This window comes from Phocaeicola coprophilus DSM 18228 = JCM 13818, from assembly GCF_000157915.1.
GTDB lineage: Bacteria > Bacteroidota > Bacteroidia > Bacteroidales > Bacteroidaceae > Phocaeicola > Phocaeicola coprophilus.
Genome location: NZ_EQ973650.1, coordinates 241,565 through 264,832 on the forward strand (window position 1 = coordinate 241,565; position 23,268 = coordinate 264,832).

A 23,268-nucleotide genomic window follows, 5' to 3' on the forward strand; every position below is an offset into this window, starting at 1 on the left:
AAAAAATTTTTTATACAAAGCGTTGCAAAGAGATAATTTGTAATATCTGGAAGGGAATGCACAGGAAACTTTCCGGTGCCTTGAAAAACGCCGAAACGTTTTGCTTCAAAGCCCGAATTCTTTTCCTGAAAAGCCCGAAACGTTTTTAAAAAAGCTGGCGGGCTTTTTCAGGAGTTCCCGAAACTTTGGAAGAGCAGGAATCTCACTGCCTACAAAAATCCCGCCGCAGGCGAAGTCAGGTTTCTGCTGGTTTTTTGTTTTCCAGCATCACCAGCAGCTTGTCGCCGGGATGCAGTTCCATCTGTCCGTTCGGAATGAGAAATTCATTGCCGCGCTTGATCAGCATGACAAGGGTTCCCTTGGGGATATTCATGTCGGCAAGGCGGTTGCCGCCGGCCAGCATGTCAGGAGTCAGGGTCAGATCCTGCAGACGGGTGTCGATTTCGTCCGGAAGTTCAACACCAAATTCATTGCCTTCCTTTTCCTGAGGCAGGTCCAGATGCAGCAGTCTGGCTACCTTGGCGATGGTCATTCCCTGTACGATCAGCGAAAGCAGGGTGATGAAAAACACGATGTTGAACAGCAAGTGCGAGCCTTCCACGTGTGCCAATACCGGGTAAGTGGCAAAAATGATGGGAACCGCACCGCGCAGTCCTACCCACGAGACGAACAGGCGTGCCCGTCCGCTCAGGTTCCGGAAAGGAAGGAGACAGGCAAAGACACTGACGGGACGGGCTACAATGATCATGAAGAGTCCGATCAGCAGGCCGATGACCACGATGTCCAGCATTTCGTGCGGATTGACAAGCAGCCCCAGTGTGAGGAACATGATGATCTGGAACAGCCAGGTAAGTCCGTCCATGAAGGTATTGATTTCCTTGCGGAAAGCAAGTCTTGAGTTGCCGACCAGAATACCGGTGATATAGACAGCCAGATAGCCGTTTCCTTTCAGCAAGTCGGTAATGGTGAAGGTGGCAAAAACCAGGCTCAGCAGCAGGATCGGATAAAGCGAACTGTTGCTGAGGTTGATCCGGTTGATAAGCCACACGGCGAAGCGTCCGAAGGCATATCCCACAACGCCTCCCACAAAGAACTGCACGAGTAGATCCTTGGCTATCAGTCCGACGTGGAGTTCGCTTCCGCTGCTGATCACCTGAATCAGGGCGATGGTCAGCATATAGGCCATCGGGTCGTTACTTCCGCTTTCAAGTTCCAGCATGGGACGCAGGTTCTCTTTCAGATTCATCTTCTGTGAACGGAGCAGACTGAATACGGAAGCAGAGTCGGTTGACGACATGGTGGCTGCCAGCAGCAGGGAAGTCAGCATGGGCAGCGTCGGGCTTCCGGTATACCAGGCTGTAATGTAATAAATAAACAGGCCGGTAAGTACGGTGGTAATCAGCACACCTGCGGTGGAAAGCAGAATACCCTGACGGAGCACGGGCCTGATGTCCTGGAAGCGGGTGTCCATACCTCCGGTAAAAAGAATAATGCTCAGTGCCATCATACCGATGAACTGGGCATCAGAGGCGCTGTTGAATTGAAGTCCCAGTCCGTCGCTTCCGAAGAGCATACCGACCAGAAGAAAGAGAAGCAAGGTCGGGATTCCGAAACGGTATCCCGTCTTGCTGATGAGAATGCTGGAGAAGATCAGCACAGATCCTACCAGCAGGATATTTTCGGCTGTAAATGTCATATGCAATTATTAGTGGTCAGATTCTTATTCGTCGATGGAAGGAATGGTAGTTTCCGGATCGGGGATCGAAAAGTCAGAGTTAGTGAACAGTGCGGCAAGGCCGGATATCTGTTTCAGGCGGAGCAGTTCGTCCCGGTCCATGCCGATGTTCCGCATGATCCATTGGTCGGACATTCCGGCATTGGTAAGTTCTCCTACGATGTGTGTCATCAGTCCGATATCGTGTGTACCTCGGGCACGGTTGTGACGGATGGTGGAACTGATGCGGTTCGACAGATCCTTGTCGATGACAACAACAGGCAGCATTCCTTTTTCACGTTCGAAGATCCGTCTGGATGTTTTCAGCACTGTATAGCGGTGGAATCCGTCTACGATGATATATTTGTCATTCTCCTTGTCGTAATAGCACACGCAGGGCATGGTGAAACCGTCTTCCCAGATGGAAAGTTCCAGCAGTTTCATTTCCGGCGGGGCTACGACATTCGGGTTATAATCATTGGCTGTCACTTTTTCCACGGGGACAGCAATCACATTATATACAGGGCTTTTCTTTTCTTCTTTTACGTCCATATGTTTTGGTATTGTTTCAGAATGTAATCTTTCATTTTCTTTTCCTCTTTGGTCAGGGCGAATCCCATGTACTTGCACGCATGGTCATTGCGAAGGATGCAGATACACATACGCTTGTAAGTCGGGATTTCCCGGAATTCCGGGATATTGATGTCATCCAGGTATTCCATCATGACCGGTCTTTTGTCCGTCTTGTAGTTTGTCGTATTGCGGACTTCAATCGGGATGTTCAGGTCCTGAAGGCGCTGGATGGTCTCTTCGCTCAGGCAGCCTCCCTTGGTTCTCCAGAATTTGATGCTGGTCTCCAGTTTTCCCAGATAGTTTCTCCGGCTTTCTTCCGGCAGGGTGGAGAGCAGAAATTCCATGAACGACTTCCAGGTATGTCCAGGCGGAAGTTTGGGCGACTGCCGTCCCATGGCATACGAGTTTCCGTATATGGCGGTGAAGTTTACGCCGTTCACGCGTCCGATCATGCGGCCCCATGTGTCGGGATCGATAGCTTTATAGAGGTAAAGGCTTTCGGTTGCTTCACTGATGAACGGGCTTGCTACACGTTGTTTCTCCAGACAGACTCCGGCCTGGTAGTACAGGTCGTAGAGTTTGTTGTAGTCCCATCCGAATTTTCCGTTGGCAGTCCATACGTCCGTCGTTTTCCAGTCATAGATGGGATACAGGTTATATACGTCATTATCTATTTTCGTACTCCAGCGGTAATTATGATACAGCAGGAGCTTGGAAGTCTTGTAAATGGTCCGCCAGCGATGATAACTTTCCTGGGTACGGATGCCGACCAGACAGCAGGTACGAATGGCATTCTTTTTCTGGTGAAGCCATTTGGCAAACTCAATCTGGAAGTTATAATCCCACATGTTCTCGTTGTAGAACGGAAAATCTTCCTGAGTCATGACGCCTTTGGGCATCTGACGCACCCACATGTCTTCTTTCTCTTTCTCCCAGGGACGCCAGTATTGCTGGTACATGGAGGTACACGTGCGTACTTTGAAAGGCACACAGACCCGGTATACTTCCAGAATATCCTTGTTAGCTTCCAGAATCCGGTCCACATAGTCAATGGTCATCCGGTACTGGATTTCATAATCCATGTGAAAGACGCCTATTTTCCGGTTCAGGTTATTCTTGCGGATGTAGTCAATACACAGTTCCAGCAAGATGCCGCTGTCCTTTCCTCCCGAAAAGGAGACGTAGATGTTGTCAAACTCATTGAAGATCATCCGTAATCTTTCCTGAGTCAGCTCATATACATTCTTCTTGGTGTTCTGTTTGTTCATTCAATCTCATTTTTAGGTAAGCTTTCCATTCCTTTACGGGTTTGAAAGCATATGCCGTGAAATAGTCTTTATGGGGTGTCTGTACGATAGCGGTCACTTCCTGCTGGTCGGCGGCAAAGGTCTTGACAGCTTCCAGCAGGGCCTGGAATGTTTCCTGCTCTTTGTCGGTCGGAGCGACGTAGTAATTATTTATGATCCATTGTCCGCCCCGGTGTTCCACAGGAAAAAATCCCGAAATCTTCCGGGGGGAAGAAAAGGCCAGAAACCAGATATAGTTGGGACTTGTCTTGAAGGGATATCCCTGATTGTAATGGATAATTTTCGGATCCATTATCAGCGGAGCGACGTGTTTGTAAAGTCGGGACTCCGTTCCTTTTAGCTGTATGACTTCTATCATAGTACACCTGTTTTCTGCAAAAGTAGCAAAATTTTAAATATTTTGCAGCAATTCGTCGAAAGATGTACAGGTGTACGTTCCCTGGGATGTGGTGAGAAGAATGTTTTCGGGGGAAGTGATGCGGACAGTCGGATAGTCGTCTGACAACTCGGAAAGGCAGAAACAGTTGTTTCGGTTCAGTGCATTCTGGGCCCAGTGACGCAACATTTCGTCATCCGCCTGCAGGCAGACGGACTTTTGTCCGCTCACGATGGGAGAATAACCTCCGTGCATGAGGTCGAAGCGGATATTTTTATTTTGAGGGAACAGGGAATCCATCCGGTTATGAAGAATCAGATCTTCCGTGACTCCGCATTCCAGACCGCCTTCACGAGTCAGCAGCCACAGGCGGTCGGCCAGTATCAGTGCCTGTTCGATGTCGTGTGTGGACAGGAGAATCGCCTTTTGTTCTTCTACGGCCAGGCGATGGAGCAGGTTCATGGTTTCTATCCGGCTGGTGACGTCAAGGAATGCTGTCGGTTCGTCCAGCAGGATCAGCGGACATTCCTGAACCAGGGCCTTGGCAATCATGGCCTTCTGACGTTCTCCGTCCGACAGTTCGGAGGTGTAGGTCTGTGCCTTGTGGGTAATTCCTACGGCTTGCAGTGCATGTCGGATTACTTCGTGATCGCGGGCGTGCAGTCGTCCGAAAAAGCCCGTGTGAGGCTGTCTTCCGAGGGCTACCAGCTCATAGACGGTCAGCCCGCCGGCTTGAGTCTTGTCGGTCAGTACCACTCCGATGGTGCGCGAACGTTCCCGTTCGGAATAGGATGCGATGGGACGTCCCAGCAGTTTGAGGGAACCTTCCAGGGGCATTTGTGTGGCGGCCAGTGTGCGCAGCAAGGTTGATTTGCCCGCTCCGTTAGCTCCGAGCAGGCAGGTCAGTTCGCCCCGGTGGAGTGAAAAGTTCAGATGCCGGTGTACGGTTTTCACCTGTTTTCCGCTTCGGTATCCGATGCTGAGGTCGCATCCTTCAATGATGGGTGTGGAGTGGTTCATGAGAAGAGCTTGCGTTGGTTGATGATAACATAAATAATGACTGGTGCCCCGAGAATCGGAGTCACGGCATTCAGGGGAATGATACCGGCTTCTCCCGGCAGGACGCAGATCAGATTGCAGAGCAAGGCCATGGCGCTTCCGGTGAGCAGAGTGACAGGCAGCAGCGAATTGTGGTTGGAAGTACCCAGCATCAGCCGGGCGATATGAGGAACTGCCAGTCCGATAAAGGCAACCGGTCCGCAGAAAGAAGTCGTGACTGCAGTCAGAAGTCCGGTGGCAATCAGCAGCAGGTTACGGATGCGCCGGATGTTTACACCCAGATTCTCGGCATACCGCGGTCCCAGCAGCAGGGCGTTGAGAGGTTTGATAAGCAGAACGGCCGTAAACAGTCCCAGTAAAGTAACGGCTGAAAATACCGGAAGCTGTTGCAATGATACCCCGCCGAAGTTTCCCAGTCCCCAGATCATGTAGGAATGTACTCCTTCAGCCGTAGCGAAAAAATTAAGCAATGAGATAGCGGATGAGGTGATATAGCCGATCATGATACCGGCGATGAGCAGCATGACACTGTTCCGGATCAGCGTTGAAAGAAACAGGATCAGTCCCATGACCACGGAGGCACCTGCAAAGGCTCCCACGATGACGGAAAGGAATCCGGACAGGGTAAAGGCTCCGGTTACAATCGTTCCTCCACCGGCCAGCATGACCAGTGCTACTCCCAGGCTGGCCCCGGAACTGATGCCCAGTATTGACGGATCGGCCAGCGGGTTACTGAAGACGGTTTGCAGCATCAGTCCGGACACAGACAAAGCCGCCCCGCAGAGCAGGGCCGTAATACACTGGGGAAAACGTGATTCCCATACAATGAAGCTCCAGCTGGCTTTCTCCACTTCATTTCCCGTCAATATGTCGCATACAGCAGAAGCCGGAATGCTTACTGCACCCAGGAATAAGTTGCCGGCCATCAGCAGAAGGATGATAACGGCCAGTATTCCTCCATAAATAAATCCTTTTTGTTTCACTCCGCTAAATTACTGAAATATTTTAAATCATAGTCAGGGAGCAGCTCCGGATGGAAAATTTTTATCAGATCTTTCAGAAGCAGCTCCGGATGGAACGGGGATTCTTCATAAAAAGGAACATGGTTGGTGTTGCAGCCGTATACTTTTCTGTCCTGAAATGCCTTGAAGCGTGCGTAGGGAGCATAGTCTCTTTCCAGTTCGCTGTAGGTTTTGTCCTGAGGCTGATTGTATTTGATCAGCCAGATGTCGGCATTTCCTCCCCGGTCGAATACCGTTTCGAAAGCCAGAGGTACAGATCCGCTGTTGGACAGGGAAGCAAAGACATAGTCGGCTCCGGCGTCCTGATAGAGGCGACCCATAGTGCTGTTTCCTCCCGGAATGTACCATGCAGAGCTGTTTTTCATTTCGCTGATCACCGTCGGCCGTTTGAGGTTCTGCGATTTTACCTGTTGCGTGAGGGTCAGATATTCCTTCTCGATGCCGGCAAACAGAGAGTCAGCCTGTGCTTCCTTTCCAAGTAATAATCCGTAGAGGCGCATCCATTCCGCGCGTCCCAGGGCAGAGGTTTCCATGTAGTCGGCACATTCGATAATGGGAATATTCAGTTTGCCGACTCTTCCGTAACCGCCGCTGTTCTCGAAAGGAGAAAGCAGGATGGCATCCGGCCGGAGGTCGATGATGCGCTCGATATCGGGATTCATGCTGTTGCCGACGTTGACAATGCTTCCGTTCCGGCAGCCTTCCTGGATTTGGGGAAGTTTGATGTATTCCAGACCGCATACTCCGCCAATGCCTTTCAGCTCGTCGAGTTCAGACCACAGGCTGCAGTGTACAGACGAATAGATGACCGACTTCTGCAGGGGAGTACGTACGACGGTTCCTTCGGGCAGGTGTTCCGGAAGCGGTTTTTCGCGGTCAGCAAGCAGGTAAGTATGCAGCACTTTCAGGGTGTCCCAGGGGTTACGGATCGTGACAACCGTATAGTCAGCATGTTTCACGATCTGCAGCAGGGACGAATATTTCATCCGGACGGTGTCACCTTCAGCTTGTAAGGAAGAAGTCTTGCTTCCTCCGCCGCAGGCAGAGAGAAGCAAGACCCATGTTACTATGTAGGCAGATAGTAAGATCTTTTTCATTGAAGAAAGATTATTCAGTTACGAAGCGTACGTTGGTTGTATAGATTCCTGTTTCAACTTTTTTCTTGAATGTACCGTCGCTTCCATAGATGTACAGCTCACACAGAGCGCCGTATGGCTGGTTGATGATGTAAACGTCTTCGGTTACAGGGTCAACGGCAATACCGTTCGGTGAAGGAATGTCGCTGATGTCAACAAATGTTTTCTCTTCTTTGGTTTCCAGATCGTAAACGAAGCAGCCGCGTGTTTCCGGCAGATAATATTCTGAATACAGGATATACATCTTGTTACCCTTGTTGGCAATGTAAGTAGCCTTACAGAGATCTTCCACCTGATCGGTTGCCGGATCAATGCGCTGAAGAGTCTGATAGATGTAGTCGCTTTCAGCCAGACCCGGTTTGCCGGCGTAGTTACCGAAGGATACTACATAGATTGCTCCGTCGTCACCTCTCAGACACTGGTAAGACGGGTTCAGTTTTACTTCAATATCCTTGGTTTTGGTCATCGTAGCAGTGTTGACTACAGCTACCTGATTTCCTTTTCCATATCCGGAAAGGTTGATGTAGAGTTTTCCGTCGGTATAAGCCAGAGCTTCCGGATAAGCGCCTACTTCCACCTTGGCAGTTACGGTCTGTGTCAGTGTATCCAGTTTGGAAACCGTTCCGTCGTATGCAGTGAAGAATACGCATCCTTCAGCACCAACGGCGCGGCGCGGTTCGATGGGCTTTCCTTCTTCATTGGTCATCGGAAGGCTTTTCAGGAGTTTTCCGTTGCGGTCGAGAATGTCGATTTTTGAAGAAGTACTTCCGATGGCATACAGTTTGGAACCATATACGCAAAGGTCTTCAATGTCACCGATTCCTTTTCCGTTCTGAGCCTCATAGATGTCACCGCTGATTGTTCCGGCCTGTGTATCGTACCACTGAAGCGAACCATTGTTGGCTCCCCAGTTACCGGTATTGATGACGTAAGCGCCCAGGGTTTGGGTAGGTATCGGGTCGGTGCCGGGACCATCGGGATCATCGTTGTTGTCACAAGCTGTCAGACCAAGGCCCAACGGCAATGCCATGCATAAGAAATAAATCCAGTTCTTTTTCATAAGTCTTGTTGTTTTTATAAATAGTAATTGATGGTAATTCGGTAGTTTCTTCCGGGCATGGGATAGAAACGGATGATTTCGTAGTTCTTGTTGCCCAGGTTCAGCGCGTCGGCCTGTATACGAAGGTGATGACGGTTCCAGCGGAAGCTGCGCGAAAGTGAGATTCCGTGGTCCGTATATGCATCAATGCGGTACTTCGGCAGGTTCTGTGCCAGCGTGTACCGTTCGGACGAAGCGGTGAGATTGTACGTCATGTTAAGCCAGGGCGTTTCCAGAGTAAGACTTCCGCTTCCCGAATGCCGGGGAGTATAGACTATCTGGTTTCTCCAGGTTTTTGAGTTGCGGTCGGTCACGTCTTCGGCCTGCATGAAGTTATAGTTGCCCGTGAGGTAGAGCTTCATCTGCTGGTTGAGACGGCATTCTGCGGACAGGTTGACGTCCACTCCGATGGTTTCCACCTTTCCTACGTTCGACATTTTCCAGACAAACATGGTCGGAACGGCTACGATTTTATCTTTCACCTTATTATAATAGGTATCGGCCGAAAGACTGATAAAGTCGAGAAAGCCCAGATTTGAACGGCTCCAGGTAACTCCCAGGTTTCCCTGGCGTGTGGTTTCCGGGCGCAGACTGGTGTTGCCGATTTCCAGATAATAGAGGTCATTGAAAGTCGGAGTGCGGAAAATGTCCTTATACGATGCGCGGATACGCAGACCGGCTTCCAGGAAAGGTTTCCAGGACACACTGAAGGCTGGTGAAAGCCGTTTCCGGTCGTCTGCAGCGATACCGATGCGTACTTTTTCCGTAATATAAGTGTTGAGCAGCGAGGCCGTGACCGAAAAGCGGTTGTGTTCGTAACGTGCGGCAAAGGCTGTCAGATAGGTGAAGCGTTCCGGAAACTGGCACTTGTCAAGAGTTGTATGCAGGTAATTGTAGGCAAAATCCTGTGCCAGTGAGAAGGAAAGCCCTTTCAGAGGTTCGGTCCAGAGCGTAGCCGACAAGTAGCTTTCTGTCTGCCGGTAACGGTCGTCGGTGATGCCCGATGCCTCGTCGTTGTAGTCACGGTTCCAGCTGTAGTTGAACTTGCCCAGTGCCTGCAGCTTGAACTTTTCGCTGAAACGGTTCTCATAACGGAACTGTCCGAAATAGTTCTTGTCGGAAAGCCGTTCGGCCGCATAGGGGTTGTCGTAGATGACTCCACCGGGCAAACCGCGTTCCGAGTCAAAGAGATAAGCCTTTACTTGCAGGTCCTGTTTCGGAGTGAAAGAGGTGTATAGGGTTGCTTCGGCCCGATATGTCTGGATATCACTGTTGTTTCGTTTGCTGTCGATCAACTGATTACCGTTCCATAATTTGAAAGGATAATTTCCGTCTGCCCGCAGGTAGTCACCATAGAGGGAAAACGAAGTGCGCTGCGAGAGTTGCTGGCTGTAAAGCACCGAAGGATTGGCCAGCCCGAATGAACCGGCTTTCAGTGTGGTATTGATATGCCAGTTCTGTTCCGAGAAGTTCGGCCGGTCGGTCTGGATGTGGAGCACTCCTGCCGAAGCGAAGGCACGGGCCGACTGATAGATGTCGTCACTCTGGCCGATGGTCAGGGTCAGCTGGGAGATGTTGGTCAGTGAAAAGCGGGAAATGTCGATTTGTCCCGACTGGCAGTCGCTGACGCTGACACCGTCGTAGATCACTCCTGTATGCTGGGCACCCAGACTGCGTACGGAAATGGTTTTCAGACCGCCGATGCCTCCATAGTCCTTTACGCTGACTCCGGAGAAATGGCGGACGGCATCTGCCACTTCACTGATGCCCATGCGTTCCATTTCTGCCTTGTTCATCACCTGTAAGGGAGAGGCGGCTTTTACGGAAGGGGGCGTACGCCGGGCTTTGACTGTCACTTCCGGAATGTCATAAACACGTCGGGAAATGCTGTCGTTGACCGGATCTTGTGCGTGGACGACGGCAGTCAGCACACCGGAGGCTGCAACGATAGGGCACAGAACAAGTCTGCGTACCAGATACTTCATGGGCATAAAATTTACAGTTTTTATTGATGTGCATGTATTTGTCACCCTTTCCTCGAGGGTACAAACATGGCTTTTGTCTTGCAGGTCTTCTGACTTACTCCGGTTGGCCCGGCCTTCCCACCCTCCGGTTGCTTCGGGGGCAGTGGCTAAAGGATAGATGGGCAACCCTTTTTATGGAGCTTACAGCAGCGGGACTGTCCGGGACTTTCACCCGATTCCCTTTTCATCTGAAACCTCAGGAAAGGAGGTTTACAGAACAAGACTTCGCAAAGGTAGGAAACTTTTTTGAATGTGCAATAATTCGCTGCGGGTTTATGTATGCTTCTTCCGGTGAGCATGAAACTGTTTGTCGGGAAGATGAGGAAAGAAGACTTTGCAAGTGTTTGATTAACAATGTGCTGCAACGACCGCACGATCGGGTTGGAACGACTGCACGATTGGGCCGCAACGACCGCACGATTGAGCTGCAACGACTGCACGATTGAGTCGCAATGTCCGCATAATGTTTTGGCTGTGACCGCACGGTTTCTGCTTGTTGCCCGTAGCCTTCCGGACCGTTGTCAGAAGCCGCCGGGCTTTTAAAAAAATCCTTCGACGTTTTAGTTTAAACGCCGAAGGATTTTCATGTAAACGCCGAAACGTTTTTCGGCTATGTATATCCGGTTAATTTACACCGATTTCATCTACAAAGAGGAAAGCCTTTTTGCCGGCTCCGGAATGCCATGCCGGAAGGGTAGGCGTGCATTTACCGACGATGCGCACGTAGCGGGCTTTGGTCTTGTCGAAAGCAAGCGTGTTGTGGCAGGGAACATTATTCTTGCTGCCTTTTTCCAGCACAGGGATCTGTCTGGATGCTACTTTACTGAAAGATTTGCCGTCGTTGGAAACATAAACTTCCATACCGGTCAGTCCGAAGATGTAGTCGCCCGGCACAAGGTACGTGTCGATGAAAGCTTCGGAAATCTCCTGTTCACTCTGCAGATCGATGGTTGCATCCACGTTGTTGGAATAGAATCCCATGTAGCGGCCGGAGCGGTAGTTTCCGTCTCCCTTCAAACCGTCGTTCAACAGCGTAGCTCCCTTGAAAGTATAGCCTTTGTCGGCTTCCGAAGCCAGTGTGATGGGGCGCATCGTGGCGAGGCTGTAGTTCAGGGTTTCTTCGGTGGTTTCGCTTTCACGTCCGTTCCGGATTGCCTTTGCCTTGATGGTCTGGCTTCCCTGTACGGGGAAAGGTTCCGTATAGGCTGCCGATGAGGCTGTCGGTTCGCTGCCGTCGGTGCTGTAGAACACCGGAGCATTGTCGAAGGTACTCAGTGTCACGAGGGCCTGTCCGTTTTCACCGGCATTGATATCGATGGTCACATTGTCGATATCCTGTTTATAGTGGTAGCCATACAGTACGTAGAGATCCAGCTGATGACGCAGGCGTCCCAGGAAATTATCGAGGTTCTTCTGTTTCGGATTGCTCCATTGCAGTTCGCTCAGGGAGGCAATGCGCGGCATCATCTGCCATTCCATTTTCACGCTGTCCTTCGTCCATTCAGTCCAGATACAGCCTTGTACTCCGATGATGCGTGCCTTTTCTTCGGGAGTCAGCTCGTCGGCAACCGGTTCGAAATTATACACGCGTGCCACACTGCTTACCCCTTTCAGGCGGTTGTATCCCGGGTTGCTGAAATAAAGGTGAGTGATGGGGCAGACGATGGTGTTATGTCCCAGCCGGGCTGACTTGATGCGGACGTTAGGACTTGTCCATGCCATGACGGTTGTGCTCTTGGCAGGATTTCCTTCCAGAATCTCGTCCCAGGCAAGCATTTTCCGTCCGCGTGCGACGATGCTCTTTTCCACTTCGCCCATGAACCAGGCTTGCAGCTGGTTTTCCTTGGAGTGCTCCGGTGTATCCTTCAGTCCCAGCTTGCGGATCTGCGCCTGGCATTTGGGACAGGCTTCCCAGCGTTCTTTCGGACATTCGTCTCCTCCGATGTGAATATAGGGCGAAGGGAAGATATCCATGATTTCATTGAGCACATCCTTGGCGAACTGCAAGGACTTTTCATTCCCGCCGCACAGAACGTCGGTGAAGACTCCGAACTGAGTTGCCACTTCATACGGACCTCCGGTACAGCCCAGCTCCGGATACGAAGCGAGGGTAGCCAGCATGTGTCCCGGCATATCTATTTCGGGGATGACGGTGATATAGCGTTCGGCTGCATATCTGACGATTTCTTTGGCTTCTTCCTGGGTGTAATATCCGCTGACAGGAGTATTGTCGAACTGATCTGAACCCGGAGCCACAATGGTTTCCTTGCGGTGAGAGCCGATTTCGGTCAGTTTGGGATATTTCTTGATTTCGATTCTCCAGCCCTGGTCTTCGGTCAGATGCCAGTGGAAATAATTGATGTTGTGCAGGGCCAGCATGTCGATGACTTCCTTCAGGTAGTCGACAGAGAAGAAGTGTCTGCCCACATCCACCAGGAATCCGCGGTAGCTGAACTCCGGCCAGTCGTTGATGGTGCCGGCTGGCAGTGAAGCCAACGTTTGACCATTGGTGATGGGAAGTGCTTTGTGAAGGGTCTGAATGCCGTAGAAAACGGCAGCTTCCGAACCGCCTTTGATGATCACGCGGTCGGCGTTGATATCCATTTCATAGCCTTCCTTATTTGTAAGGGTTGTGTCGGTTTCCAGCATGATGCAGTTGCTTGCGGCCGTTTCTGAAGAAACTTTCACCTGTGTACCTGCCACCTCTTTAATATAGGAAGCCAGGAATTCAGCGTTGCGCTTCATCTTTTCATTACCTTCCGGATAACAGATGGTGGTAGAAGTACGGATCACAAAAGGATTTGCCGTGGCCTGTTCCGTAATTTCCTGCGGCAGGGGAATCACATGCAGGTTGCCGAGAGTTGTTTCCTGCTGCGAACATGCCGAAAAAGCAAGAAAGAGCAGGGCTGCTGCTGTGCAGCTTTTAAAAAAAGATGTTTTCATGAATCAAACGTTGTTTTAGGGATGACCTTGCAAAAATAGGCTTTTTTGACGAGACTCCTTTTCTTATATTTAAAAAAAACGTATTTTTGCAACATTATTGACTTTAAAACTTTGAAACATGAATCATTTAAACTTTTTGAAAAAAGCAATCCTGGGACTGTGTCTGCTGTGTTTGACTTGTGTGGGCGTAGCCGCTCAGAATGCAAAACCTTTTGTTATTCCTGAACTGAAAGAATGGCAGGGCAAGGACGGAGCGTTCGTCCCTTCGGAAAAGACCTGCATCGTTTATGGCAACGCTGCGTTGCAAAGTATTGCGGAAGCCTTTGCTGCTGACTGGAAAGAAATGTTCGGAAACGCACTTCAGGTCAAGGCCGGAAAACCGCAGGCCGGTGATTTCTATCTGACACTGAAGAAAGATAAGAAACTGGGAAAAGAAGGATATGCTATTGCCGTTGCGAAGTATGTAACTGTTTCAGCTCCTGAAACAACCGGTGTTTACTGGGCTACACGTACCCTGCTTCAGATCGGAGAACAGTCCGACAATCATGCTTTACCCCATGGAACCGTGCGCGACTGGCCGGATTATTCTGTTCGCGGATTTATGATGGACTGCGGACGCAAGTTCATTCCGATGGCTTACATGCGCGATCTGGTGAAGATGATGTCCTATTACAAGATGAATGTACTGCAGGTACATTTGAACGATAACGGCTTCAAGCAGTTCTTCGGTCACGACTGGAGCAAGACGTATGCTGCTTTCCGTCTGGAATGTGAAACCTTCCCCGGTCTGACTGCCCGCGATGGTTATTACACCAAACGTGAGTTCGTGGATTTCCAGCTGGATGCTGCTGCACGTTGCGTAGAAATCATTCCGGAAATTGATGCTCCGGCTCATACACTGGCTTTCAGCCATTACAAACCGGAACTCGGAAGCAAGGAATATGGTATGGATCATCTTGATCTGTTCAATCCGGAGACTTATACTTTCATGGATGCCTTGTTTAAAGAATACCTGGAAGGGGAAGAACCTGTGTTCCGCGGCCCGCGTGTACACATCGGTACCGATGAATATTCCAATAAGAAAAAAGATGTCGTAGAAAAATTCCGTGCATTTACTGACCGTTATATCCGTTATGTGGAAAGCTTCGGCAAGCAGGCTTGCGTATGGGGAGCCCTGACACATGCCAACGGTGAAACTCCGGTGAAATCGGAAAATGTCATCATGAGCGCATGGTATAACGGATATGCCGAACCGAAGGAAATGGTGAAACAGGGATATAAGCTGATCAGCATCCCTGACGGACTGATTTACATTGTGCCTGCTGCAGGATATTATTATGACTATCTGAATACCAAATATCTGTACGAAAACTGGACTCCGGCTCATGTCGGTAAAGCTGTATTCGAAGAAAAGGATCCGGCTATTCTGGGTGGTATGTTTGCTGTCTGGAACGATCATGTAGGAAACGGTATCTCAGTAAAAGACATTCATCATCGTCTTTTCCCGGCTTTGCAGACACTGGCTGTCAAGACATGGGATGCGAAAGTGACAGTTCCTTATGCTGAATTCGATGCGAACCGCCAGCTCCTCAGCGAAGCTCCGGGTGTAAATCAGATGGGAAAGATCGGCAAGAAACCGGGACTGGTTTATCAGAAAGATGAAGTACGTGCGGGAGAAACTCTGCCTTACCCTGAAGTTGGTTACGGATATACCGTATCGTTTGATCTGGAAGCTGCGGCTGAATCTTGCGGAACAGAACTCTTCCGTTCTCCGAACGCTGTGTTCTATCTGGCAGATCCTGTCAGCGGTCTGTTCGGCTTTGCCCGTGACGGTTATCTGAACACATTCAACTACCGTCCGTATCCGGGTGAGAAAGTTCATGTAAAAGTACAGGGGGACAATGTTTCCACTTCCTTGTTCATCAACGATCAGCTGATTGAAAAGATGGATATCCAGAAACGTTATTTCAATGGTGGAAAAGACTCCATGAATTATGTACGTACACTTGTTTTCCCGCTTGAGAAGGCCGGATCATTCAAGGGACGTGTGACGAACCTGAAGGTTTATAATGAAATAACCAAGTAACCCTGTCGTATACCTGTTAGTTTTAGCAAGAAAAAAGTTTTATTTATGAGACCATTAACTTGTCACCCTTTCATTGGTTCGGTAGCGGGCGTTGCAGCCCTGCTGCCCGTACTGTCCGGCTGTGCCTCTCAGCAGAAAGAAGCCGCGAAACAATACAACATTGTTTACATCATGACTGATGACCATACGGCTCAGATGATGAGTTGTTACGACACACGGTATGTTGAGACTCCGAATCTGGACCGGATCGCTAATGATGGCGTGCGTTTCGTCAACAGTTTTGTTGCCAATTCCCTGAGCGGACCGAGCCGTGCCTGTATGCTGACCGGCAAACACAGCCATGCCAACGGATTTACAGACAATACAACCTGTGTATTCGACGGATCCCAGCAGACCATGCCGAAGCTGCTTCAGAAAGCAGGATATCAGACGGCAATTATCGGAAAGTGGCATCTGGAAAGCTTGCCTACGGGATTCGATTATTGGGAAATTCTTCCGGGACAGGGCGATTACTACAATCCGAGATTCATCACCATGGAAAATGATACCATTGAGAAAAAAGGTTATCTGACCAACCTGATCACGGATATGAGTATTGACTGGATGGAGAATCAGCGGGATAAGGAAAAGCCTTTCTGCCTGTTCATTCATCACAAGGCAATCCATCGCAACTGGCTTCCTGAGCTGAAATACCTGTCTTTGTATGAAGACAAGACGTTCCCCATGCCGGAAAACTTCTATGATGACTACGAAGGACGTCCTGCTGCTGCCGCACAGGAGATGAGCGTCTGGAAAGACATGGATATCATTTATGATACCAAGATGTACCGCAAGGACAAGGAAACTCCGCTGAAGAGCACGTACGAAAGCTTCATCGGACGCCTGGATCCGGAAGAACGCAAGCAGTATGATGCTTTCTATGAACCTATCATCGAAGAGTTCTATAAAAAGAATCCGCAGGGAAAGGAACTGGCCGAATGGAAGTTCCAGCGTTATATGCGCGATTATGCGAAGGTTGTAAAGACTCTGGATGACAATGTAGGTCGTGTACTTGACTATCTGGAGGAAAAAGGTCTGATGGACAATACGCTGGTTGTTTATACTTCTGATCAGGGATTCTATATGGGCGAACACGGATGGTTCGACAAACGGTTCATGTATGAAGAATCCATGCGTACACCGTTGATCATGCATCTGCCGAAAGATTTCCAGACTCGGGGAGATATTCCTCAGCTGGTACAGAACATCGACTATGCTCCGACTTTCCTGGATCTGGCTGGTGCTCCGATTCCGGAAGATATTCAGGGAGTATCTCTGTTGCCGCTGCTGAAAGGCGAGAAACCGGCAGACTGGCGCAAGTCGCTGTACTATCATTTCTATGAATATCCGGCAGAACACATGGTGAAACGCCATTATGGAGTGCGTACAGACCGTTACAAACTGATTCATTTCTACAATGACATTGATGAATGGGAGTTGTATGATCTGAAGGAAGATCCGACTGAAATGCATAATCTTTTCGGCAAACCGGGATATGAAAAGATTACGGAAGAGCTGAAACAGGAACTGGTGAAGTTGCAGAAGCAGTATCAGGATCCGATTGAAGAGAAGCTGAAAGAACAGAAGAAGTAAAATGTTTCCGTCCCTTTCGCGGGACGGAATGCCTTAAAACAGACAGAAGGTGTCAGGATTTGCGTTCTGACACCTTCTTGTTTTTATGGGGATTCTTGTTTGTCTGGCAGCAGATTTGATCATGCCTGAGGACGAGCTTCCAGATAGGCTGCCACAGCTTCGGCACACCGTTCACCGTCGATTCCGGCAGAAACAATTCCTCCGGCATAACCGGCTCCTTCTCCACAGGGGAAGAGTCCTTCTACGGTAATGTGTTGCAGTGTGTTTCCGTCACGTGTCACGCGCACCGGAGCAGAAGTACGTGTCTCGACGGCAATCATGACAGCTTCGTTGGTGAGGAAGCCCCTTGAACTTTTACCGAACAGCTGGAATCCTTTGCTGAGGCGTCCGCTGATGAAAGGAGGCAGCCAGAAGTGCAGAGGAGAAGATACCAGTCCGGGACTGTAGGAACTCTTGGGCAGGTCATAACTCAGCTTCTGCCGGGTAAAGTCTGCCATACGCTGTGCGGGGGCTGTCTGCCGCATGTTTCCCTGTTGCCAGCAAAGCATTTCCAGCTTTTCCTGAAAGTGCATTACAGCCAGCGGATGGATATCATTGCCGCTGCTTGCCTTGCTTTCCCGGATCAGCCGTTCGGTTTCTGCTTCTGCTGAACCGGCGATCAGCTCAAGAGCCTGCGGCTGGAGAGCAGGATCGGTGAGATCTTCCGGACGGATTTCCACCACCATGCCCGAGTTGCTCCATTGCGTTCCGCGGTTGCTCGGGCTCATTCCGTTGACAACCAGCTGATGCGGTCCGCTGGCTCGGGAACGACGAAACCTCCGGGACACATACAGAAACTGTAAACGCCGCGTCCTTCCACCTGCTGGACGAAGCTGTATTCGGCAGCAGGCAGGTATTTTCCACGTCCGTTTTTATTGTGATATTGGATTTGGTCAATCAGCATGGAAGGATGTTCCAGGCGGACTCCGACGGCAAGTCCTTTGGCTTCAACAGGAACCCCGTTCGCATAAAGCCACCGGTAAACATCGCGTGCAGAGTGTCCCGTGGCCAGGATTACAGGTCCCCGGAATGTCTTTCCGGTATTTGTCTCGATTCCTGCCACTTTGTTGTTTTCGATGAGCAGGGCATCCATCCGTGTCTGGAAGTGGACTTCTCCGCCACATTCCAAAATCGTGTTCCGCATGTTTTCAATGACCCGCGGGAGTTTGTCCGTTCCGATGTGCGGATGTGCGTCGATCAGGATGGAAGTGCTGGCCCCGTGCTGGCAGAATACATTCAGAATCTTGTCTACACTTCCTCTTTTCTTGCTGCGGGTGTAGAGTTTTCCGTCGGAGTAAGCTCCGGCGCCCCCTTCACCAAAACTGTAATTGGATTCCGTATCAACTTTGTGTTCCCGGCTGATGCGTGCCAGGTCGGCCTTGCGGTCGCGTACGTTCTTTCCGCGTTCCACAACGACAGGGCGCAGTCCGAGTTCGATCAGACGCAGGGCTGCAAACAGTCCTCCCGGTCCGGCACCTACTACGATGACTTGCGGTTTTCCTTCCACATTGGGATATTCGGTATGCACAAATTCGTCATCTTCCGGCATTTCGTTGATGAATACCAGTACTTTCAGATTGACGTAAATGGTCCGCTGGCGTGCATCGATGCTTCGCTTCAGGATGCGTACGGCCTGAATGGTACGGATGTCTATTCCCTTTTCACGGCTGACATATTGTTTGATACTTTGTTCGCTGGCTGCCTGTTCGGGCAGAATTCTTAATTGGTATTCGTTAATCATATCAATGAACTTCTTTGATGGTTTGGTTCTGCAGGTAAAGATACGGAGAAGTCGTGAATTATCCTCATCCGGCGGGCAAATAAAAATCAGAAGCCCGCCATGCAGAGTGGGGCGGGCTGAAAGATATCTTATTCTGCCGGAAGATTGTCGAGCCAACCGGTCTGCGTGAACCGGCATCCCCCTACCAGACCGATACCGTTTGTGACGTTGGTATAGGTGGCACGAATCGGTGCCAGTTCGGTTTTGCCCAGTTCGTTGTTGTGCTGGTCATTCATGGATTTCAGATACTTGTAGAATTCTTCCGACAAACTGTAAAGACTGATCCGATACTGGTATTTATAGATGGTATAAACTTCTCCTTCCGGTGTGTCATAGGTATCTTCAGAATCGGGCAGATAATTAGCCCTTAGCCGGAGGGTATAACTTTTTCCGCGGATTTGGCTGTCGTCCCAGAAATAAAGGTCCTGATAATAATTTTCTTCTCTCATCAGAATGTCATCCAGACCGGAGTTCGTATTCAGCAGCGGCTCTTTGTCCAGATCAAAGTTGACAGCATAAATCCATTCTTTATAATCTCCGTTAAGGTAGTTCGTCTGTCTGCATTCCACTCTTACTGCATAGTAATTGTCTGTGTCCTGCCGGTCTGTGAAATGAATCCGGAACAGAAGCTTGCCGGGATCCGATGGTTCCCGTTCCATCCGGATGGAGTCGGCGAGGAACGGAGCTGGAACGACGGTTGACGATGTGACAGCTTTCATCTCATCTGCCGCTGCCGTGATTCTGACAAGATCCTTGTCGTTCAGTCTGCCCGGCCGGTAGAAACTCTGTGCCGGGATTCCGGGTAGTGAGTCGTCCGTCCACTGAAGAGGCTGCTCCTCTCCGTTCAGAAAGAAATGTACTTCAGCTCTTTCTGCTGAGAATTCCGGAATATTTTTGCTTCCGACCGGGAGGCTGCGCGAGAGCCGGACAACTGTATTTTCTCCGTTTCCCGGATAACAGTACAATACCAGTTTGGAAGGTTCGTTTACGTTGTCCAGCGGGATATAATAAGTACAGGAGGAAATCAGGCTCAGGATAGCCGCTCCCGACAGGTATTTATTCAATCTCATGTGTTTAAAATTTAAGTGTATAACTGAAAGAAGGCAGGATCGGAAAGATTCCGAAGCTTTTTCCTCTGAAACTTCCGTCTGTTGTTTGCTCCACCTTGGTGTAAAATGGATTGATCCGGCAATAGACATTATAAATACTGATATTCCAGATGCGTTCGAATCCCCGTTTGGTTGTGCGTCGGAAGTTGATTCCAAAATCCAGCCGGTGGTAGGCAGGCAGTGTGATGTTGTTCGGCCTTTCATAAATCAGTTCCGCATAACCGGAGTCAGGGATGCCCGGCAGGGAAGGTCCCTGAACGTACTGGGTGGGCACCGTTGCGCGGTCTCCACTGTGGTAAGTCCATGCAGCATAACAGTCAATTCTCTGATTGAACTTGTGACTGAACGCAAGGTTCAGCTTGTGCCGGTTGTCAAACTTCCCGGGATACCAGTCCGGATAGAAGTCCTTGAATTTTTCTTTTGTCCACGACAAGGTGTAATTGGCCTCCAGCGCATTCTGTGTATTGGCGAAAGTCAGGCGGGCTTCCAGACCATAACTCTTTCCGTTTCCGGTCCGAACCAGATTTTCCCATTTGTCGGCAGGAAGCATCAGATTGTTTCCCGTGTCGTATTCCAGCAGACGTTCCGTGAAACGGTAGTAACCTTCCAGGCTCAGACTGAGTTGCGGAAGCAGCCGGGCGTACAGACCTCCTGCCAGTTGCCGGGAATGCATCGGCCGTATGCGGGAAGTAGAAGGAACCCAGCAGTCGGTGGGCAGGTTCAGATAAGTGCTTGAAAGCTGATGGGCGAACTGACTCATTTCGGTATAGGACAATTTCAGGGTCAGATCTTTAGTCCACTGATAGCTGAGAGCGAAACGAGGCTCCAGAGAGTGAAAGGCCGATCCGTTTGTCTGATAGAGTGTGTACCGAAGTCCGGCATTGACCTTCAGCTTACGGCTTAGAGTCACGTCGTCTTCCGCATACACAGACAGTTCGTGTCCTCTATGAATATTCCGGCTTCTGCTCCAGATGCTGTCTGCCTCTTCCTGGTTTCCGCTCAGGTTCTTTGAAGCCTGGCTTTGCGGACGGAACAGATGATACAGGTAATTGCTTCCGAAACGGATGTGGTGTTTTCCGTTCGGGCGGTAGTCAAATTCGACGGAATAGCCTGCATCGTGAATGGTTGAATGGTTGTAGCGCTCCATTCGTGTATGGGACTGTAGCTGCTTGTCCTTCAGGTAACGGTCGTCTTCCAGATAGTCGTACATGGAAGAATTATGCGTATAGACGGCTGCAAAGTTACCCGATAATTTCGGATTGAACTGATAGTTCCATGCCAGTGCCGTGTTCAGGTTTCCCCATCTCAGCTTGAAATTAGCCTGATAAAGTTCCTGAAGCGTTTCGTCCGAGAAGATCTGGAATTTCTGATTGCTCTTTCCTTTCAGCAGATCGTTGCCTGAATACAGACTCAGCGAGATCCGGCTTCTGTCGGAAAAGCGGTGGGTCAGTTTGCCGTTGATATCATGGAAGGCATAACGCATATTCTGTTTGTCATTCGGATTGAGACGGTTCTGGAGGAGGAAGGCCGGGGCAGTAATCAGGTCTGCCCAGCTTCTTCGCATGGCAATGTTGAAGGAAGTCTTGTCTTTTACGATCGGACCTTCCCACTGGATTCTTCCGTCAAGGAGTCCGATAGAAAAAGTGCCGTGATGTTCTTTCATGTTTCCGTCTCTGGTACGCACGTCGATGACGGAAGAGGTCCGTCCTCCGTAACGGGCCGGGAATCCGCTTTTGTAAAAGTCCACATTCTTGACGATATCCGTATTGAATGCAGAGAACAGCCCTCCCAGGTGATTGATCTGATAAACGGGAGTTCCGTCAAGCAGAAACAGATTTTCATCATTCCTGCCTCCGTGAACGTATAATCCGGAAAGCAGTTCTGTTCCGGATGAGATGCCGGGAAGCGACTGAAGAGTCTTTACGAGATCGGGTGAACTCAACAGTGAAAATCCGGGATTCAGCCGTTCGGGAGTCAGTGATATCTTGCCGGTTTGTGTCGTGCGGAGAGGTGAATTCAGGTCGGCCCTGATTTCTACTTCTCCCAATGAAGTGATGTTTTCTTTCAGATAAACGGTTTCCGTGTGGTCGGCCTGCAGGCTGATTGCTTTGTTCACTTCCTGACAACCGGCATACGAAAAGCGGATGACATGATTCCCTTCGGGGAGCGTCATGCTGAAGAAACCGTGTTCATTGCTGAGAGTTCCCGTTTGGGTTCCGGCATCGAATACGGTTGCATTGATCAGCGACTCTCCGTTTTCCAGGCGGATGTAGCCGGAAAAGGTATACAGATTGGGACGCAACAGCAGAACATGCTTGTCCTGTATTTCCCATTGGATACCCGTTCCTCCGAACACTCGCCTGAGATTTTCAGCCAGCGTTTTGTCAGGCAGGGGTTTTTGTTTCGGTCTGACAGCAGTCAGAGAGGCATCGTACACGAAATTCATTCCATACAATTGCTGCATCTGCCCGATGGCTTTACTCATCTCTGTCTGTCCGGACTGAGCGGCTGCACTCAGCCAGATGCAGACGATCAGCATACTGAAAAGCACTCTCATGGTTTCTCCTTTCTGATTTTGACCTTCAACACCTTTTCAATGATCTCAATGATTTCATCCAGACTGCGTTCTTCAAATCGGGCTGTCAGTCGTCTGTCGGATGCCTGTGTCGTGAGGCGTACCTGATAATATCGGGACAGTTGTTCAAGGACCTGAGACAGCGGTGTATTTTCAAACTGGAAGCTGCCTTTTCGGATTTCCTGCTTTTGAGAGATCACCCGAGGCTTCGTTTCCCCTTTGACGATTTGTGCAGTCATGCCTTTGGTCAGGATAACACTTTCCGTTCCCTGTAGCGAAGTGAGCCGGACTTTACCTGTTGTTACTTGCACGGAAGCGGTGTCCTGCCGGCTTTCGTCGACTGTGAACTGCGTTCCCAGCACGACTGTTTGTGTAAGCCGGCCCAGTACACGGAAGGGGCGGGTTTCATCGTGTCTGACAGTAAATGCAACTTTTCCTTTCATCTGAATTTCACGCCGGTCGTTCTGATAGGTTTGCTTGCAGAAGCTGACCGAAGAATAAGGGTACAAGGTCAGGAGAGAACTGTCCGGAAGCAGATAGTTCACCCGTTGGGCATGTGCGGTAATCACGGTTCGTTCGGAATCCGGACGGAGCACTGTATGCAGAGCCACTGCCAGCAGGATTATGGCAGCAGCTCCTGATGTAAACAGGAAAGTACGGAAAGAGGAGTGTTTGTGTACAGAGATCCGGTTTTTCTCTTTGAATGCTTTCAAGGCTTTCGGTGTATCCAGTTTATCTTTCTGATAGTAATGCAGGACAAACCGGAGGCATTTGTTTTCTAATTCTTTCATACA

General features: G+C 49.9%; 15 protein-coding genes, 1 pseudogene and 1 riboswitch. Of the genes and pseudogenes, 2 read left to right on the plus strand and 14 right to left on the minus strand.

Going from position 1 to position 23,268, the window contains the following annotated elements:
- Positions 1–235: 235 nt before the first annotated feature.
- The 10 genes from BACCOPRO_RS15450 to BACCOPRO_RS15500 form a co-directional block, all read right to left on the minus strand.
- Positions 236–1,696 (minus strand): potassium/proton antiporter, encoded by a 1,461-nt coding sequence (locus tag BACCOPRO_RS15450; RefSeq protein WP_008145092.1) that lies wholly within the window; start codon positions 1,694–1,696, stop codon positions 236–238.
- A gap of 24 nt (positions 1,697–1,720) precedes the next feature.
- Positions 1,721–2,266, minus strand: a complete 546-nt coding sequence (locus BACCOPRO_RS15455; protein ID WP_008145093.1) for an IbrB-like domain-containing protein — start codon at positions 2,264–2,266, stop codon at positions 1,721–1,723.
- A complete protein-coding gene (locus tag BACCOPRO_RS15460; protein WP_008145094.1) occupies positions 2,257–3,555 on the minus strand; it encodes a DUF3440 domain-containing protein in 1,299 nt (432 codons plus the stop codon). Before BACCOPRO_RS15460 ends, BACCOPRO_RS15455 begins: the two co-directional genes overlap by 10 nt.
- Positions 3,521–3,952, minus strand: a complete 432-nt coding sequence (locus BACCOPRO_RS15465; RefSeq protein WP_008145095.1) for a hypothetical protein — start codon at positions 3,950–3,952, stop codon at positions 3,521–3,523. Before BACCOPRO_RS15465 ends, BACCOPRO_RS15460 begins: the two co-directional genes overlap by 35 nt.
- A 33-nt stretch (positions 3,953–3,985) precedes the next feature.
- Positions 3,986–4,990, minus strand: a complete 1,005-nt coding sequence (locus BACCOPRO_RS15470; RefSeq protein WP_008145096.1) for an ABC transporter ATP-binding protein — start codon at positions 4,988–4,990, stop codon at positions 3,986–3,988.
- Entirely contained in the window at positions 4,987–5,955 is a 969-nt protein-coding gene (locus BACCOPRO_RS15475) for an iron chelate uptake ABC transporter family permease subunit (protein WP_081446957.1), read from the minus strand. The genes BACCOPRO_RS15470 and BACCOPRO_RS15475 overlap by 4 nt, the downstream gene beginning before the upstream one ends.
- A 53-nt stretch (positions 5,956–6,008) precedes the next feature.
- A complete protein-coding gene (locus BACCOPRO_RS15480) occupies positions 6,009–7,148 on the minus strand; it encodes an ABC transporter substrate-binding protein (protein WP_008145098.1) in 1,140 nt (379 codons plus the stop codon).
- A 10-nt stretch (positions 7,149–7,158) separates the two neighbouring features.
- Positions 7,159–8,247, minus strand: a complete 1,089-nt coding sequence (locus BACCOPRO_RS15485; RefSeq protein ID WP_008145099.1) for a YncE family protein — start codon at positions 8,245–8,247, stop codon at positions 7,159–7,161.
- A gap of 14 nt (positions 8,248–8,261) precedes the next feature.
- Positions 8,262–10,277, minus strand: a complete 2,016-nt coding sequence (locus tag BACCOPRO_RS15490) for a TonB-dependent receptor plug domain-containing protein (protein WP_008145101.1) — start codon at positions 10,275–10,277, stop codon at positions 8,262–8,264.
- 56 nt (positions 10,278–10,333) lie between these two features.
- Positions 10,334–10,548: riboswitch (cobalamin riboswitch) on the minus strand.
- 386 nt (positions 10,549–10,934) lie between these two features.
- Positions 10,935–13,253, minus strand: a complete 2,319-nt coding sequence (locus BACCOPRO_RS15500) for a glycoside hydrolase family 20 protein (RefSeq protein WP_008145106.1) — start codon at positions 13,251–13,253, stop codon at positions 10,935–10,937.
- Positions 13,254–13,371: 118 nt separating this feature from the next.
- Here BACCOPRO_RS15500 and BACCOPRO_RS15505 point away from each other — a divergent pair, with 118 nt between their 5' ends.
- Entirely contained in the window at positions 13,372–15,339 is a 1,968-nt protein-coding gene (locus tag BACCOPRO_RS15505; protein ID WP_008145108.1) for a beta-N-acetylhexosaminidase, read from the plus strand.
- Positions 15,340–15,384: 45 nt separating this feature from the next.
- On the plus strand, positions 15,385–16,971 hold the full coding sequence (locus tag BACCOPRO_RS15510; protein ID WP_008145111.1) for a sulfatase family protein: 1,587 nt from the start codon (positions 15,385–15,387) through the stop codon (positions 16,969–16,971).
- Between the two features lie 119 nt (positions 16,972–17,090).
- On the opposite strand, the pseudogene BACCOPRO_RS15515 reads toward BACCOPRO_RS15510, so the two are convergent.
- The 4 genes and pseudogenes from BACCOPRO_RS15515 to BACCOPRO_RS15530 form a co-directional block, all read right to left on the minus strand.
- A pseudogene (locus tag BACCOPRO_RS15515) lies at positions 17,091–18,751 on the minus strand (NAD(P)/FAD-dependent oxidoreductase).
- A gap of 128 nt (positions 18,752–18,879) precedes the next feature.
- Positions 18,880–19,860, minus strand: coding sequence for a DUF4249 domain-containing protein (locus BACCOPRO_RS15520; RefSeq protein WP_008145116.1), 981 nt, complete (start codon positions 19,858–19,860; stop codon positions 18,880–18,882).
- Between the two features lie 4 nt (positions 19,861–19,864).
- Positions 19,865–22,456, minus strand: coding sequence for a TonB-dependent receptor (locus BACCOPRO_RS15525; protein ID WP_008145118.1), 2,592 nt, complete (start codon positions 22,454–22,456; stop codon positions 19,865–19,867).
- A complete protein-coding gene (locus BACCOPRO_RS15530; RefSeq protein WP_008145120.1) occupies positions 22,453–23,265 on the minus strand; it encodes a FecR family protein in 813 nt (270 codons plus the stop codon). Before BACCOPRO_RS15530 ends, BACCOPRO_RS15525 begins: the two co-directional genes overlap by 4 nt.
- Between the last annotated feature and the right edge of the window lie 3 nt (positions 23,266–23,268).